16 protein-coding genes and 2 tRNA genes are annotated in these 13,910 nt (G+C 45.9%); 7 read left to right on the top strand and 11 right to left on the bottom strand.

What is annotated here, in order from left to right; genetic code table 11:
* Positions 1–343: 343 nt before the first annotated feature.
* On the top strand, positions 344–796 hold the full coding sequence (locus AM1_RS24225; protein WP_012165557.1) for an FHA domain-containing protein: 453 nt from the start codon (positions 344–346) through the stop codon (positions 794–796).
* A gap of 859 nt (positions 797–1,655) precedes the next feature.
* On the opposite strand, the gene AM1_RS24220 is transcribed toward AM1_RS24225, so the two are convergent.
* The 3 genes from AM1_RS24220 to AM1_RS24210 form a co-directional block, all read right to left on the bottom strand.
* The gene (locus AM1_RS24220) at positions 1,656–2,393 is read right to left on the bottom strand and encodes a DUF7873 family protein (protein ID WP_012165556.1); all 738 of its coding nucleotides are present in this window, start codon (positions 2,391–2,393) and stop codon (positions 1,656–1,658) included.
* Between the two features lie 384 nt (positions 2,394–2,777).
* Positions 2,778–2,849: transfer RNA gene (locus AM1_RS24215), tRNA-Thr, on the bottom strand.
* A 13-nt stretch (positions 2,850–2,862) separates the two neighbouring features.
* A tRNA-Tyr gene (locus AM1_RS24210) sits at positions 2,863–2,944 on the bottom strand.
* A 192-nt stretch (positions 2,945–3,136) separates the two neighbouring features.
* Between AM1_RS24210 and rplI the strand changes: the two genes are divergently transcribed.
* A complete protein-coding gene (rplI, locus tag AM1_RS24205) occupies positions 3,137–3,595 on the top strand; it encodes a 50S ribosomal protein L9 (protein ID WP_010473006.1) in 459 nt (152 codons plus the stop codon).
* 70 nt (positions 3,596–3,665) lie between these two features.
* A complete protein-coding gene (gene dnaB / locus AM1_RS24200; RefSeq protein WP_010473005.1) occupies positions 3,666–5,027 on the top strand; it encodes a replicative DNA helicase in 1,362 nt (453 codons plus the stop codon).
* A gap of 67 nt (positions 5,028–5,094) precedes the next feature.
* On the opposite strand, the gene AM1_RS24195 is transcribed toward dnaB, so the two are convergent.
* A complete protein-coding gene (locus AM1_RS24195; protein ID WP_012165555.1) occupies positions 5,095–5,568 on the bottom strand; it encodes a DoxX family protein in 474 nt (157 codons plus the stop codon).
* Positions 5,569–5,623: 55 nt separating this feature from the next.
* Positions 5,624–6,091 (bottom strand): DUF4079 domain-containing protein, encoded by a 468-nt coding sequence (locus AM1_RS24190; protein ID WP_012165554.1) that lies wholly within the window; start codon positions 6,089–6,091, stop codon positions 5,624–5,626.
* Positions 6,092–6,179: 88 nt separating this feature from the next.
* On the opposite strand from AM1_RS24190, the gene AM1_RS24185 reads away from it, so the two are divergent.
* Complete coding sequence (locus AM1_RS24185) at positions 6,180–6,893, top strand: HAD family hydrolase (RefSeq protein WP_012165553.1); 714 nt, start codon at positions 6,180–6,182, stop codon at positions 6,891–6,893.
* Positions 6,894–6,936: 43 nt separating this feature from the next.
* Here the strand turns inward: AM1_RS24185 and AM1_RS24180 are convergent, their stop codons facing one another.
* From AM1_RS24180 to AM1_RS24165, 4 genes are all read right to left on the bottom strand, one after another.
* Complete coding sequence (locus AM1_RS24180) at positions 6,937–7,521, bottom strand: glutathione S-transferase family protein (protein ID WP_041661035.1); 585 nt, start codon at positions 7,519–7,521, stop codon at positions 6,937–6,939.
* Positions 7,522–7,709: 188 nt separating this feature from the next.
* A complete protein-coding gene (locus AM1_RS24175) occupies positions 7,710–8,222 on the bottom strand; it encodes a macro domain-containing protein (RefSeq protein WP_012165551.1) in 513 nt (170 codons plus the stop codon).
* A gap of 96 nt (positions 8,223–8,318) precedes the next feature.
* Positions 8,319–8,924: a metal-dependent hydrolase gene (locus AM1_RS24170; RefSeq protein WP_148215814.1), complete on the bottom strand. Its 606-nt coding sequence runs from the start codon at positions 8,922–8,924 to the stop codon at positions 8,319–8,321.
* A 125-nt stretch (positions 8,925–9,049) separates the two neighbouring features.
* Complete coding sequence (locus tag AM1_RS24165) at positions 9,050–9,868, bottom strand: S1 family peptidase (RefSeq protein WP_012165549.1); 819 nt, start codon at positions 9,866–9,868, stop codon at positions 9,050–9,052.
* A 457-nt stretch (positions 9,869–10,325) separates the two neighbouring features.
* Here AM1_RS24165 and AM1_RS24160 point away from each other — a divergent pair, with 457 nt between their 5' ends.
* The 3 genes from AM1_RS24160 (at position 10,326) to AM1_RS24150 (ending at position 12,695) form a co-directional block, all read left to right on the top strand.
* Positions 10,326–10,766: a DUF29 domain-containing protein gene (locus AM1_RS24160; RefSeq protein ID WP_012165547.1), complete on the top strand. Its 441-nt coding sequence runs from the start codon at positions 10,326–10,328 to the stop codon at positions 10,764–10,766.
* Between the two features lie 137 nt (positions 10,767–10,903).
* Positions 10,904–11,956, top strand: coding sequence for a molybdopterin-dependent oxidoreductase (locus AM1_RS24155; protein ID WP_238549059.1), 1,053 nt, complete (start codon positions 10,904–10,906; stop codon positions 11,954–11,956).
* A 526-nt stretch (positions 11,957–12,482) separates the two neighbouring features.
* Entirely contained in the window at positions 12,483–12,695 is a 213-nt protein-coding gene (locus AM1_RS24150; RefSeq protein ID WP_039779398.1) for a hypothetical protein, read from the top strand.
* A 133-nt stretch (positions 12,696–12,828) separates the two neighbouring features.
* Here the strand turns inward: AM1_RS24150 and AM1_RS24145 are convergent, their stop codons facing one another.
* Positions 12,829–13,236, bottom strand: a complete 408-nt coding sequence (locus tag AM1_RS24145; protein WP_012165544.1) for an MAPEG family protein — start codon at positions 13,234–13,236, stop codon at positions 12,829–12,831.
* 54 nt (positions 13,237–13,290) lie between these two features.
* Positions 13,291–13,830: a peroxiredoxin-like family protein gene (locus tag AM1_RS24140; RefSeq protein ID WP_012165543.1), complete on the bottom strand. Its 540-nt coding sequence runs from the start codon at positions 13,828–13,830 to the stop codon at positions 13,291–13,293.
* Positions 13,831–13,910: the final 80 nt, after the last annotated feature.

Below are 13,910 nucleotides of genomic sequence, written 5' to 3'. Positions count from 1 at the left end.
AACTGCCAAGGTTAATGCAGCTACGCAGGGTTATTTTTTAAGCCAGTTTATCTTAAGTGTTACCATGCTCAATTCTGACTATGATTTGGCCAGAATTGGGTGAATTTCTATAGATATTGAATTGACGATTTTAGTCTAAGTAATTTTTTAAGTTCTAACAACGAATATAAAATTAATTATTTTTAAGCGAGGTCTGACTATATTTGGTGGCTTAAGAGTTTTTGCGGGGAAATGTGATATAAATCACGTTCAATATCTCTAGAAATTATTGTAATAGAACAACAATTATATTAAGTATCTCAAGAAAGATCTTAGGTATTTGATATGCATATACAGAAATAGTATGTATCAACAAACACATCACTTCAAGCAGCATCATTATCTTGTTATTAACACAAAGCCTAAAAAAATAGTCACATTAATGAACTGGAAGTACACCATTGGTCGAGATTCATCCAGTGATATTGTTGTAGCCAATGATATGATTTCCCGTATCCATGCCACTGTGGAGAAGATATCTGATTTAAGCCAAGGAACTTATCAATATGAACTGATTGATGGTGTGGTTGATGGCAAATCGAGCTTTAATGGTGTCTTTGTCAATGGCAGCCGTGTTCAAAGACATACTCTAGTGAATGGCGATCGAATTTTGTTTGGAGGGGTGATCAAGGCGGTTTTTTATTCATCTAGTCAGATCATAACTAAAGAGGATTCCTTGGCTGATTTTTCGCAGATTACTCAATATGGTTGCTCATCTCTATTAGATGAGAATGAAGCGACGACGATTATGTTGTAATCAGCAGATAGAAATACTCTAGCTTGGATTTCCAGAGTTAGATAAAATTATCTATTTTATGGCAATTGTCTTTGAGTGTAGCTAAATAAATACTCGTTTGCTTAGTTCTAAGTGTGGCTAGCTTTTTTTGCTAATTTATCACTTCGTGAAAATATCTATATCAACTAATTTTGACTGACAATAGCAGTACAGAGTGGCGCTATTTATGTTTAGCTGTGTAAACTGAAAAGTTTGGTTGTCGATATTTTAAAGAGAAATTTTAGTAAAAAATAAGTATCTTGCGATGTAATCAATTCCTAAGAATTTCCGGGTTCTGATTAGGCTGCTGCCACTGAAATTGGGGGCATACTTTGGAGTTTCTTGTACCTAAGTTCGAAACTATCGTTAACCCTTGATTATGCATTCATGGACGCGTTTCGAAGATGCTCTTAACCCAGATTGGGATGGCATGTCATCATGCCACCGCTGAATGTGAGTATGGCTAAAGACAAACCCCGGCAAATACCGCCTGCCGGGGTTCAATGCATTAGAGCCATTAACTTGTGACTAGTTTATGTCTGATTAAAGCTCAATCAGCTTAATACAAGGGTGTTTTGCCATTAAACTACCCGCTCAAGATTTGGGGAGCGGGACGAGAGTTGAACTCGTATATCCCATGTGTTGTTGAGCTTTGGTTGATTCACAAGAGTGGATTTTAGATTAAGACTAGAGCAATAAACTGAGTTTAATTTTTTAGCCTTAATGTATCAAAAGCTGCTTTACCCATTAGCATACTCTCGCTTAAGGATGCGAGAGGGAGGATTTGAACCATCCAATCACTTTTTTTGATACTGAATCTAAATCTATGCTCTTGTTCAATCTAACGCTGCCCAAATAAATAGTCAAAAATGTTATTCGATATAGTTCTTCGAGTTATTTCGATGCTATTGGCTTCCTCTCTAGCTTTGATAACAGCTTTTTGAAGTGCATCCAGTCGAAGTCGCATTTCATCTAGTTCTGACTGTGGCAAAGCACCAGAGAACTTAACCAAAGACCAAGTTCCTTCAACTACATCGTTGGTGACCTCTTTGACCTGGGCTGGGTGATGTTCGGTTGCCTCGGCAGCGATCACAAACTCTTGTACCTTCTTGGTCTTAGTGGTTTCGCGAGGGCGAGTGACATAAAACCCTCGGTTAGAGTCATATTCCCAGTCTTCATCAATGGGCAAGATCGGGATATGGCTGATAAATGTCCTGATATCAGTCAACTGCTTGTCTAAGAACATCAAGTATGTGACTGGGACATCTGACGCAATTACTGTACCGTCATCCAAGGTGATGTTGGCCCTTGCTGAGGTATTGGCTTCATCTTGGGTCAAAGCACTGTCAAATAAATCTTGGCAGGCCCTTGAAAAGGCTTCTAGCGCATCTCCCGCCTTATATGTGACCTTTTGAGACTCGGGGGGATAGACGTGGCCTTCTTCATCCTTCGGTGAGTAGGTCCGCGACAAACCTTGAAATAGCTCAGGTTTTTGAATCTGTTTGTATATCTTTGTCTTTTCGTCTGCAGCTCTTTTTTTCACGGACTGCATGACAGCAATAAGCTGATTAAGCTTCATAAAATCACCTCTCGATTGCCAAAATTAAAAATGTATTGATTAGGTCTGTATGAAAAGATTGACAGAACTGTTTATGACTGAGGAGATGCCATTGGTAGCCAGAGCTAACCTGCCCGCCTTAATCACCTTCATACAAGCCAGGTTGTAGACTTCACCAGCCTTTGAGTATTCTCTGCTAAGGATTTATGTCATTAGGGTGTGGGGTGTACTCGGTAACAAGACGATTCTAAATATCGCCATGCTAGCTTTGTTATCAATAGATGTCAGAAAATTAAAGAGATGGAAATTATCTCTCATAAGAGCAGCGTCCTGCATTGTGATGATTCTCACCTCAACGCATGAGATTGAAACGTTCTAGAGAAATGCTGCCGATTTTCTAGTTAAAGCCCATGACCGGGATTGAACCGGTGACCTCACCCTTACCAAGGGTGTGCTCTACCACTGAGCCACATGGGCAAATCGAAGACAATGGGCCGGGCTGGATTTGAACCAGCGTAGGCGTAGCCAGCGGATTTACAGTCCGCCCCCATTAACCACTCGGGCACCGACCCCTACTTTGTCAACAGCTTTGGATTCTAGCACATCTACATTGCACCTACGCAACCATTTTTAAAATCACCTGTTATCGACCCCTACCTATCAGCGGTTCTTAGGCACTCGAAAATTGACATTGCCAAAGCACCTCTAAGTTAGGTATGATCAAGTGCTTTCACTGAAATTTATGTATCGACGCACTTAGGGCCATGGGAAAACGCGTTCAGCTCGTTTTGAATGAAGATGTTAGAAAACTGGGTTATTCAGGAGACCTAGTTGAAGTTGCGCCTGGATATGCCCGCAACTATTTAATTCCGAAAGGAATCGCTTACCGAGCTACTCCTGGCGTGCTCAAGCAGATTGAGCATCGCAAAGCCGAAGAACTCAAGCGTCTAGAAGGCATTAAGGACGAGGCCGCAAAACAAAAGGTCGCCCTTCAAACCATTGGCACCTTCCGCATTGAACAAAAGGCCGGCGAAGAAGATATGCTGTTCGGTCGGGTAACCTCTCCTGATGTTGCCGAACTTATCGCCAATATCAGCGGTTTCGAAATCGACAAACGGGGCATTGATATCCCTGATATCCGCAAGCTGGGAACCTACTCCGTGGATATTAAGCTCCACCCAGAAGTCATTGCTACCGTCAAAGTGGAAGTTGTTCCTGAATAAATGCTAGGGTGCTGGCACCTCCCGAGTAAGATTATCTTCTAACTAAAGGGATTTACCTGTTGGCATACCTATGGTTTACGAGCTAGATTTCCAACCCGCTAGCGATCGCTTACCCCCTCAGAATGTTGAAGCCGAGGAATCCATTCTGGGGGGTATTCTGCTGGACCCAGAAGCAATTGGCCGAGTTGCAGATTTGCTTCGGCCTGAGACCTTTTATCTCAGCGCTCATCAAGAAATTTACCGCGCCGCACTGAATCTGCATGGGCAAGGCAGTCCCACTGACTTGATGTGTGTCACTGCTTGGCTACAGGATCATGAACTCCTAGATAAAGTCGGTGGGCAAGGTAAGCTAGCCCAGCTAGTGGACCGTACGGTCAGCGCTATCAATATCGATCAATATGCCGCCCTGATTAAAGACAAGTTTCTGCGGCGACAGCTGATCAAAGGGGCGACGGAGGTCATGCAATTGGCCTACGACACCTCCAAGACCTTAGAAACGGTCTTGGACGAAGCAGAACAGCAAATTTTTAACGTCACGCAAGATCGGGTGCGGCAAGGCCTAGTCGCCACAGAAGATATTTTGGCGAGTACCTTCGCTGATTTAGAACAGCGATCTTTAGGGCAGGTTTTACCCGGTTTATCCTGTAATTTCTACGACCTGGATGCCATGACCCAAGGCTTCCAGCGGTCGGACTTAATTATTGTGGCGGGTCGTCCTGCCATGGGTAAAACGGCGTTAGCCCTACAAATTGCTCGGCAAATTTGTGAAATCCATAACCTGGGGGTTGCCATCTTTAGCTTGGAGATGTCCAAAGAGCAGCTCGTCCAGCGGATGTTGGCTGGAGAAGCGGGGATTGATAGTAACTACCTGCGGGCTGGACGCATCAATCAGACCCAGTGGGAACCCCTAAGCCGAGCCATAGGTAAACTCTCTCAGCTTTCAATTTATATTGATGATGCGCCTAACCCCAGCATTACCGAGTTGAGATCGAATGCTCGGCGGCTGCAGTCAGAACATCCTGAAGGCTTAGGTATGATTCTTTTAGATTATCTCCAGCTGATGGGTGGAGGTGATGCCTCGGATGGCCGGGTGCAAGAAATTTCTAAGATTACTCGGGCACTGAAAGGACTGGCTCGGGAACTGAATGTGCCCGTGGTTGCTCTCTCTCAGTTGAGCCGGGGTGTGGAGTCTCGGACTAATAAGCGACCGTTAATGTCGGATCTGCGGGAATCAGGTTCTATTGAGCAGGATGCGGATTTGATTATGCTGCTCTATCGGGATGACTACTATGATCCTGATAGCCCTGAGCGAGGTATCTGCGAACTGAATATTGCCAAGCACCGGAATGGCCCGGTAGGGACAGTCAAACTGTTGTTTGAGCCGAAACTGACCCGCTTCTTCAATTTGGCTAAACCCGAAGGTATGGGTTAATGCAGTAAAAAGCCCCCAGTAGTCGATAACTGAGGGCTTGTTGAATCTTTACTGGGTAGAGTTGGGACTACTCTTTAGAGCCGCCTAGCTGATTGCTAATCAAAGCATCGAGAGAATATTGACCACCGCCATTGACCAGGAAAAAGAGAAAGGAACAGGCATAGAGGGTGGCAGTTTCAAAGGACCCAATTTGGAGGCCATCGACTTTGATATGGAAGTAAATTGCCATCACCATGGTGAAGAACAACGATAAGGCTGCAGGCCGACTGAGCAGACCAAAAATCAGCAGAATAGAACCGATGATTTCAGCATAGGCGGAGCAATAGGTGAGGAATACGGGGAAAGGTAGGCCCATTCCATTGGCAACCACGTTGGTGGCAAATCCATCCACATCGGCTAACTTATCAACGCCGTTGTGAATCATGAAAAAGCTGACGATGACTCGCAAGATCGTCAAGGCTACTTGGAACCAAACGGTTGTGTCCGAGGTGGACTGAAATAAAAGAGTGAGCCAACGATTAGAACTTGCTGTAGAGGTCATATCTATGGTGGATAGGTGAACTTATGTTAACAATATTACGTTGCGGTGAGGGTTTCTAGCCCTGTTCGATAATCCGTTGCACAATCTGCATACCGGTAATGGCTTCCCAACCAAAGAGGCCCAAAATCAATACACTTAGCCATAAATGGACATCACGGGCGGTTTGACTGCCTCGCTGCATCAGAGGCGTGAGACTTGCCAAGATGGCTACAAGTCCTGTCATCCCTAGCCCTGCCAATAGGTGCGCTCCTACAAACAGTTTGCCGTTGTTGATATAGGTGACCCCCATACCGCCAATGGAGCCGAGGACCATAATTGATAACAGGATTGCCCCAATTTGATGATGCTTGATATTGAAGCGCTGTTTAATCAGAGATTTGCGCAGATCTTTGTCAGGGGTGGTGCGGGTGGTGCGAACCTTCAGCCCTAAGGTCATGGCATAGATACAGATACCAAACAGTGTCCACATCAGGACTGGATGAATGAAGGTATAGATCCAGTACAAGAGTTTTGACAAAGTCATAGGGCAAAGGGCAGGCAGAATGCTTAAATAAACTTTATAAAAGTTAGCATGTTTTCTACGGTGTGTTCAGTTTTGGATCCTTTGCTCGATGAATGAACAAGCGTCTGTCTCTCCTCAAAATCAAGCCGTTGCAAATTTTGCATTACCCCTACAAGCTCTGATCTTCGATATGGATGGAGTTCTTTGCGATACGATGCCCTATCATCTGGATGCTTGGGTGCAGTATAGTGCGACGATTCCAGAACTCGCCGTGGCTAGCCGAGACCGTTTAGAGCAAATGGGAGGCAAACGGAATGAAGATCTATTGCCGGAATTACTAGGACATCCCGTGGCCGCTGCTGATATCCAGCGTTGGGGGGCTGAGAAGGAAGCCGTTTATCGTTCTTTGATTCAGGATGAGATTCAGTGGATGCCTGGGTTGATTCCCTTTTTGCAACAGGCTCAGGCCATCGGACTGAAACTAGGCTTGGGCACCTCTGCCTGCCGTGAAAATGTGGATTTGTTGATGAATCAAGACCAGCTTGGGGACTTCTTTGCAGCCCAGGTGATTGAAACGGATGTGGATCGGGGCAAACCCGATCCACAGTGTTATCTGTTGGTGGCAGAACGATTGGGGGTTTCACCGGATCAATGCTTGGTATTTGAAGATGCGATCGCAGGTACGCAAGCGGCGCGAAATGCGGGAATGCGATGCTGGGGCGTCCTCACCACCCACTCAGAAGCGGAATTGACACAGGCAGGAGCCGAATACTGTATCCAAGACTTTACGGATCCAACTCTCCAATCACTCGTAAACGGATGAGCCACCACTGAGGGAGTCATGGCCAGTGTCGATTGGTGCGACTTTATCGCTGTCCCATGGTCTTGATAAATGCCGGTCGCTTTGAGAGGCGATTGAGATAGGTCTCGACTGCTGGATAGTCGCTAAAATCTAGAGATAGCCCGAGTTTGGCATAGTACAAGTATGAACCTACCGCTACATCTGCGACACTGAGTTCAGAGCCAAGGATAAAGGGCTGTTGTTTAAAGATGTCATTTAAAGGTGCCAGTAATCTTGGCATTTCCCGTTCTCGTCGATCTTCGCGAAATAGCCCGGGTCCTAAGGTGGCATTGGCGAAGATCACCCACTGGTTTAAGAGGGCTCTTTCTTCGATAGATTGAGGCTCTTTTCCGTATTTGTCAGTTAAATACAGGAGAATGGCACCGGACTCCCATAATTTAAAAGTTCCATCTACCATTGCTGGAACTTTTCCCATAGGATTGATGGCTAAAAATTCAGGCTGCCGCTGTTCCTGCCCCCGGATATCTAAAGAAATATACTGATAGGAGACGGCTAGTTCTTCGAGATACCATTGCACTAATGGAGATCTGGTTCGAGGCCCCCCATAAAGCAATAAATCAGACTGTTTTTGGGTAAACTCCGAAGGGATTAATGAAGCGTTTTGTGCTATTGCTGGTGCGAGATTTTGTCCGGTAGATTGACTTATGCTGATAAGGCCAAGAGTCAGGAAAATTATCTTTTTGACAGGCAATAGTTGTGTCATATTCTTAATGCTTAAGAAGCACTCAATTATCTTATCCCTTGCCGCGTTATCGATCGAACTAAAGGTTATCAAGCTTAAGAATGATGTAGCCACTTTCGGTAAGCCATGGCCATCTCCTGGGCGGCAAGATGAGGTTCAACACAGCCGATGCCTGTTCCCAGCCCTGGACAGAAGAGTTTCGAAATCTGTGGATATTGTGAAACCAAATTCAAGATGGCCATCATTGCATAAAAACAATTTTTAGAGGGGATTGCTTCTGGCGTCACCATGGTGGGTGCAGCAATCATATACGGTATGCGAGGATGAGCTGTTTGGATGATTTCAGCACAACCAACGGGTAAATATCCTTCTGATCTTTTATCGATAGCCTTTTGCAGTGTTGTCTGTATTTTTAATCCGAAGAACTTGATATATAAATGATCAATTCCGCCATCCATATATCCGTAACTATTGGCTGGGGAAACAATCGTATCCTCCGCGGTCGAGAGGATATCTCCTGGGTGAATAAATACCCCCTCAACATTGGCAAAAGCGGTTTGCCAAGCTGTGACTACAGCTGGATTCTGATCAACAAGATGGAGTTCCATGAGAGAAAGGGGACAGAAAATTTTTGATCCAAATCGGGACTTTGCATTGAATCGGCTGATTGGGGGAGTGAAACTGCCAATACCTATAGAAGGCAGCTAGCGACTTAACCCATAGGCCAAATGCATGAAATAGGTGGATACGGTCAGCAGTAAACCAATGATGCCCCATCTCCACAGAGAAAGTCTTTTATATTGGCTGATGAGTAAACTGCAACTTAAGGGAATCAGAATGCCCATTTCAATGCCCAAGTTGTAGTAGAAGTAATAGTTGGACAGACTGGGCTTACCCGCACTCGGAAGTAGACCGAAAGGGAGCTTGAATACATGGTTACTGAAAGGCCACAGGATGGGCAGACTAGTGACGCCAACCAAAAGGTCTAAGCCCATATGGGATGCACTTGCCAATGCCAATTGTGTCGTAGCCTTGAGGAGAGATTTGCGATCGCATCCCAATACCCTCAAACCAATAACGGTGAGAGAGGGTAACAACAGGGCATAACAAAGGGAATGAGTAATCCGCAAGCCTTCATGGGCACTGGGATGTAGGAAAGGGACGATGTAATCAAAGTCAGGTGCGATCGCAACGACCACTAACCAGATTATCCACAGCAGCTTTGTCCAGGAGGTTGTTAGGAAGTAGAATTGCTTATGGGTAACCCCCACCGTTAACCCCGCTAGACTATGTCCTATCAATGAAGACATTGCTTTAAACCGTTTATTTACCGAGAGCATGCAGTGAAGTGTCCCTGTAGCAGATCCCCACAGTTGTGAAGTATCCGCCAAGCTTCAATTTAGGGCAGTTTCTGCCTAGGCAATAGTTCAATCTATCAATGCCAAGCGGCCTGTAAATGGCAGTTCATAACAGGTGCTGGGTTGCCAATCCCCATAATGGCCCCCTGATATTCTCCGCCGCCAAGATTCATCGCGACTACCTGTCCCTTCGCATCCACGATGGGGGCACCACTCGTTGCCCGGAGTTCAATCTTGTTATCAAAACGGTAATATATGCCTTCCTTCGAAACTTCATTCACGACAGCTTTGTGCCGATATTCAGAGCTACCGATGACTTCACCCACTAGCCATACATCATCACCAACTTGAGGGAGGGTTTGGGCAAGGGGCATAGCGTGCACTTGGCTTTCCGATTGAACTGGAAAGATAGCAAGGTCCGCATTTAATTGAGTTCCCTGCATACCGCGAGCCCCCTTAACTGGAAGTGCTTTCCCTGTGATGACTGAAACCTTGCCGAGAGGGTTCTCTCCTGACGCACCAGAGACGAGATTTGGCATTTCTGACCATCTATATTCGCGGTCTAACCCTCCAGCCGGACCAAACAGATGGTGTGCCGTTAGTAAGAAAACGGCATTATCTTGACTCACAACGAAAGCCGTTCCCGCACCAAATCGCCCATCAGGACCCTTGAAGCTTGGACGGACCCAAGCTTGTTCAGGACTTGTCCCCAGAATAGTCGGTGCTTCAGGTTGGGGACGATTGGTACTTTCGCTGTTGTTGATTGCTTCCTCACAAAATGATTCCAGGTTTGCACGACTATTATTCCCAGCTGATGTTTGGTTCAAAAATGAACAGCCCCCTAAAGAGGCACTGAGGATGACGAGTACAAAAGCTGAAAAACGGAACCTTGTCATTGATATCTTCTCGATAAAAGAACAGCTCATATTGATTAGCAAGCAGCACCTCAACCTGAATCACTTGTTGGTTGCGTTGCCCACGGTGGTAGAGCAGTGAATAACGATTTAGAACGCCGACTTGCAGATGATCTGTTAATAAATTGCCCAAAAAGACTTACTCCACAGACAAGTCTTGCATGCAACAGAGCTTCTGATCGATGCTGAGCGAGAGGTACCAACGTATTTTGTCGAAGGGGCTAACCGACGTGGTAACGCCTGGCGGTGCGTCCTCTCCAATAAGATCTATTGAATAGGGCTTGAATGTATAGGTTGTAATCGTTTGAGCTTAGGGATTAATGAACCCTGTCAAGCTACTGATCGTTTGTCATCTTATCCTGTAGTGGAATGTGCGATCGCAGCAACGGACTAAATCTGAACATGCCAGAATAAGGATGAAATCAGTGCGAAAGCTCCCATGCAAACCACTACCCTTTATGAGCAAGATTTTTACGCTTGGACGCAACGTCAAATCGAGCTGATTAAGGCGCAGCAGTGGGAGCAAGTAGATATTCAAAATCTAGTTGAGGAAATTGAATCGTTGGGTCGGCAGGAACGGCAAGAACTTCGCAATCGATTGGGCGTTCTGTTGGGTCATCTGCTGAAGTGGTATGACCAGCCAGAGGCCCGTTCTCGATCTTGGACAGGTACGATTCGAGAGCAACGGTATCGAATTGTTCGGCTAGTCAAGGAAAATCCTAGCTTGAAACCTTATTTGCCTGAGGCAATTGAATGGGCTTATCCCTTAGCTCTAATTGTGGTCGAGCAGGACACACCTCTTAATCTCCAGGAACTCCCTCAATCCTGTCCTTTTGATGAAGTCCAAATCTTTGAGGAATCGATAGAATTGGCGCAATAATTCCTTTTCCTTTGCCAGCCCTAGCCTGATTCCTTGGTGTGCCATCTATACTCTCTCAGGTTGTCCTTAGATTGTTCCTTTAAGCTAGAGCCAGGCAATTGCTTAGAAACAGCAGAGATTGAAGGGGGCAACAGTTTATGAAACGTCGTCAGGCATTAAAGCGACTTTTGCAAGCATCTGGTGGGATATGTGCAACATTCCTACCAGGATGTGTAAACCATCAGCACTTGCACCTTTTGTTCTCTGCTGATTTACGACAATTTGAGCGGCCCTTACCGGATCATCGAATAACCCCAGTCGGTGAGTTTTATGTGCAATCCTATGCGTCACCCCCAGATGTCGATCTCAACACATGGCAACTGCAGTTGACAGGTCTGGTGGAGCAACCGCTGCCCCTAAAATTTGACGATATTCTAGCGGCTCCCCAAACGGAGTTTTATTTAACGATGGAGTGCATTGGCAATCGTACTGGAGGAAAGCAAATCGGCAATGCCCTGTGGACAGGGACGCCATTATCGCCCTTTCTTAAACAAGTGGGAGTACAGGACAAGGCTGTTGAATTTTTACTTCATGCGGCTGACTCCTACGAGACGACTTTGCCCGTTATCGATTTGATGAGACCAGATGTGCAGCTCGTGCATCGGATGAATGGGGAACCCCTAACGAAAGCCCATGGTTTTCCTGTGCGGATTATCATTCCGGGGCGGTATGGCCAAAAGCAACCCAAATGGCTAACGGAAATTGAGGCGATTGCCACCCCCAAAAAAGGATATTGGGAACGTCAGGGCTGGTCGAATACTGCCAAGATTGCCACCCATGCCATCACTCAGCAGGTCCAAGAGGAGAAAGTCTGGAATAAAAACTACCATGTCGATCTACCTCGCACAGGAGAAGAAGGATGGCAGAGAGGAGTGACTGTTGCGGGGGTGGCGATTGACCAGGCCCAGCCCATGGAATGGGTCAGAATTAGTACGGATAATGGGCAGACTTGGACGGAAGCTGAAATCAACCAGCCCAGCTCTCCCCATGAATGGACCCTCTGGCGATATCTCTGGAAGCCAACTCAACCAGGGACGTACAAGCTGCTGGCCCAGGCGAGGTCGCGAACAGAAACGCAAAAAATTCAGGATAAAAATGGCAAAGATGGTAGTGCTGGAATCTTAAAAATTTCAGTCAATCTAGATTCTTAAATGGATCAGAATAATTAACTTGAAAATAATTTCAATTTCTAGAAAATGCAATTTTTGAATTATTAAATTGCATTTTTCGCATAGTATTGCCATTGAAACTATCAAACCGTAAGAACCGTTACAGAATTACTCTACTAAGAATTGCTAATTTAAGTAACATAACGAACAAACCTGCTGTGATCAGTGAGTTTGAGCTTCTATCCAATGCATTTCAAAAGCCCAAGATTTAGCAGTGGTGATGGCTGGCCTTTATAGGCTTTCTATTTGTTTCTTCCACTTCTCGACATCCCGTATGAACAGCAGATCACCTTTAATTTATGCAACTTTGATCGGATTTTTTGCCGGAATTGGGCATGGTTTTGTATCACATAATACCGATTTGCCTTTGTCCTTGACAGATCAGTTCATTCAGCCTTTTCAAATTAGCCAAGTCCCAGAAGAGTAAAACTTTTATAAAGGGTATCGATTTATACGGAATAAGCTGAGAAGATAAAGATTGAAATATTCAATCTTGGGCTTTAAAGAGATGTATTCGCATACCCAGTCTTCCTCGTCTGACCGGATTCTTGGCGCTTCCCTTGCTGCTTTCTCGATTCTGGCTGTTGGCTTTTCTGCCTTTGTTGTGGGTTACACCTTAACGCGCTCTTCGCTTCAGGAAAATACTGCAAATGCTAATGCAGTCGTTCACGAAGGCGTTGTCCCCCATGAAGGGACTCTCTGGCAGGATGTCGGTCAGTAGATCTGATGTCTTAAATTAATTTGATTCACTTTCATGCTGGACTGAAAACTTGCCAGCATGATTGGTGTGCTGTCTTAAATGTGTAGCCCTCAATCCCTCGGGGCTACACATTCTGGTGCGAATCTACTGACGGCTAGAAAACGACCTGAGCCCCAATCATCAGCACAGCCGCCCAAGAAACTAAGTAGGTGGGCGTTCGTAAGTAAGGAACCCCTAGGATATATATGCTGGCATGCATCACTCGTGCCCAGAAGAACGTGGCAGCCCAAGCTGTAATCACACCAGGATTGGCCTCGGTTAAATGGGCTGCAATCACAACGGCGGCAAATGCAGGTAGGGTCTCCACCATATTCAGATGAGTGCGTTGGGCTCGTTGGGCCCAGACTGGAATATCGGGGGATTCCGCGGGGAATTTTCGGGTGGGATAGTTACTGGCAAAGGCCGGAATCCCCCAGACAAAAGCGCGATTGAGAATGTAGGGGACCCACAAAAGAACACAGAGCATGCCACTGGCAGCCAGATAGAAAAGGGCAGAGTTCATAATGCGCTCCTTAAGATGATTGAACGTTTGCAGATAGAGAAGGGACAGATTGCTTTACGCTGTACCTCGTAAAGGATAGTTATTGGGAATGACGTAGGCTAAGCCAGCCAACAGAGAATCAAAATCGATACGGGAGAAGGGATGGGTGCCAATATTGGCGAAGTACAACCGACCATCTGGCTGAATCAGGAATACGGCGGGTTCGCTAAACAGCGCGGGTTCTTGTTCAAAATGGCCTTGACTCAGGTATAGGCCCCAGTCCCGCATCTGCTCGGGAGTTAAGCCATAACCGAGGGATAGCTGTTGGAGGTTGGCTTGAGTTTTAAGTTGCTGGGTTTTATCTATGCCATCACCACTCAAGGCAATCACCTGGACGCCAAGTTGGGCAAAGGCTGACAACTTTTGGTCGAGTTCCGTCAGGTATTGCTCACAGACTGGGCAATGGAGCCCGCGATAGAAAACCACCATCGTATAGTGCTCAGGGGTTTGATCGGCCAACCGCCACAGCCCGTGATCTAAGGTCTGAACCACTAAGAGTGGGGCTGTATGGCCCATCAGTAATTTGGGTGAAGTGGATTGAGCGAAAGTCATCATAGGAATAGTCCTGGGTAGAGGGTGCGATCGCAGTTACGATTCACACTTTCTATCCTGGAGTAGGCTAATCTATAGAGCAA

This window comes from Acaryochloris marina MBIC11017 (assembly GCF_000018105.1).
Lineage (GTDB): Bacteria > Cyanobacteriota > Cyanobacteriia > Thermosynechococcales > Thermosynechococcaceae > Acaryochloris > Acaryochloris marina.
The sequence above is the reverse complement of the archived record's forward strand: the minus strand, read 5'-3'. Positions and strand labels throughout refer to the sequence as shown.

What these genes read in the sequence shown, in the direction of transcription:
- AM1_RS24225 (WP_012165557.1), top strand. Translation starts at nt 344, where the DNA reads ATGTATCAACAAACACATCACTTCAAGCAGCATCATTATCTTGTTATT.
- AM1_RS24220 (WP_012165556.1), bottom strand. Translation starts at nt 2,393, where the DNA reads ATGAAGCTTAATCAGCTTATTGCTGTCATGCAGTCCGTGAAAAAAAGA.
- rplI (WP_010473006.1), top strand. Translation starts at nt 3,137, where the DNA reads ATGGGAAAACGCGTTCAGCTCGTTTTGAATGAAGATGTTAGAAAACTG.
- dnaB (WP_010473005.1), top strand. Translation starts at nt 3,666, where the DNA reads ATGGTTTACGAGCTAGATTTCCAACCCGCTAGCGATCGCTTACCCCCT.
- AM1_RS24195 (WP_012165555.1), bottom strand. Translation starts at nt 5,568, where the DNA reads ATGACCTCTACAGCAAGTTCTAATCGTTGGCTCACTCTTTTATTTCAG.
- AM1_RS24190 (WP_012165554.1), bottom strand. Translation starts at nt 6,091, where the DNA reads ATGACTTTGTCAAAACTCTTGTACTGGATCTATACCTTCATTCATCCA.
- AM1_RS24185 (WP_012165553.1), top strand. Translation starts at nt 6,180, where the DNA reads ATGAATGAACAAGCGTCTGTCTCTCCTCAAAATCAAGCCGTTGCAAAT.
- AM1_RS24175 (WP_012165551.1), bottom strand. Translation starts at nt 8,222, where the DNA reads ATGGAACTCCATCTTGTTGATCAGAATCCAGCTGTAGTCACAGCTTGG.
- AM1_RS24170 (WP_148215814.1), bottom strand. Translation starts at nt 8,924, where the DNA reads ATGTCTTCATTGATAGGACATAGTCTAGCGGGGTTAACGGTGGGGGTT.
- AM1_RS24165 (WP_012165549.1), bottom strand. Translation starts at nt 9,868, where the DNA reads ATGACAAGGTTCCGTTTTTCAGCTTTTGTACTCGTCATCCTCAGTGCC.
- AM1_RS24160 (WP_012165547.1), top strand. Translation starts at nt 10,326, where the DNA reads ATGCAAACCACTACCCTTTATGAGCAAGATTTTTACGCTTGGACGCAA.
- AM1_RS24155 (WP_238549059.1), top strand. Translation starts at nt 10,904, where the DNA reads ATGAAACGTCGTCAGGCATTAAAGCGACTTTTGCAAGCATCTGGTGGG.
- AM1_RS24150 (WP_039779398.1), top strand. Translation starts at nt 12,483, where the DNA reads ATGTATTCGCATACCCAGTCTTCCTCGTCTGACCGGATTCTTGGCGCT.
- AM1_RS24145 (WP_012165544.1), bottom strand. Translation starts at nt 13,236, where the DNA reads ATGAACTCTGCCCTTTTCTATCTGGCTGCCAGTGGCATGCTCTGTGTT.
- AM1_RS24140 (WP_012165543.1), bottom strand. Translation starts at nt 13,830, where the DNA reads ATGATGACTTTCGCTCAATCCACTTCACCCAAATTACTGATGGGCCAT.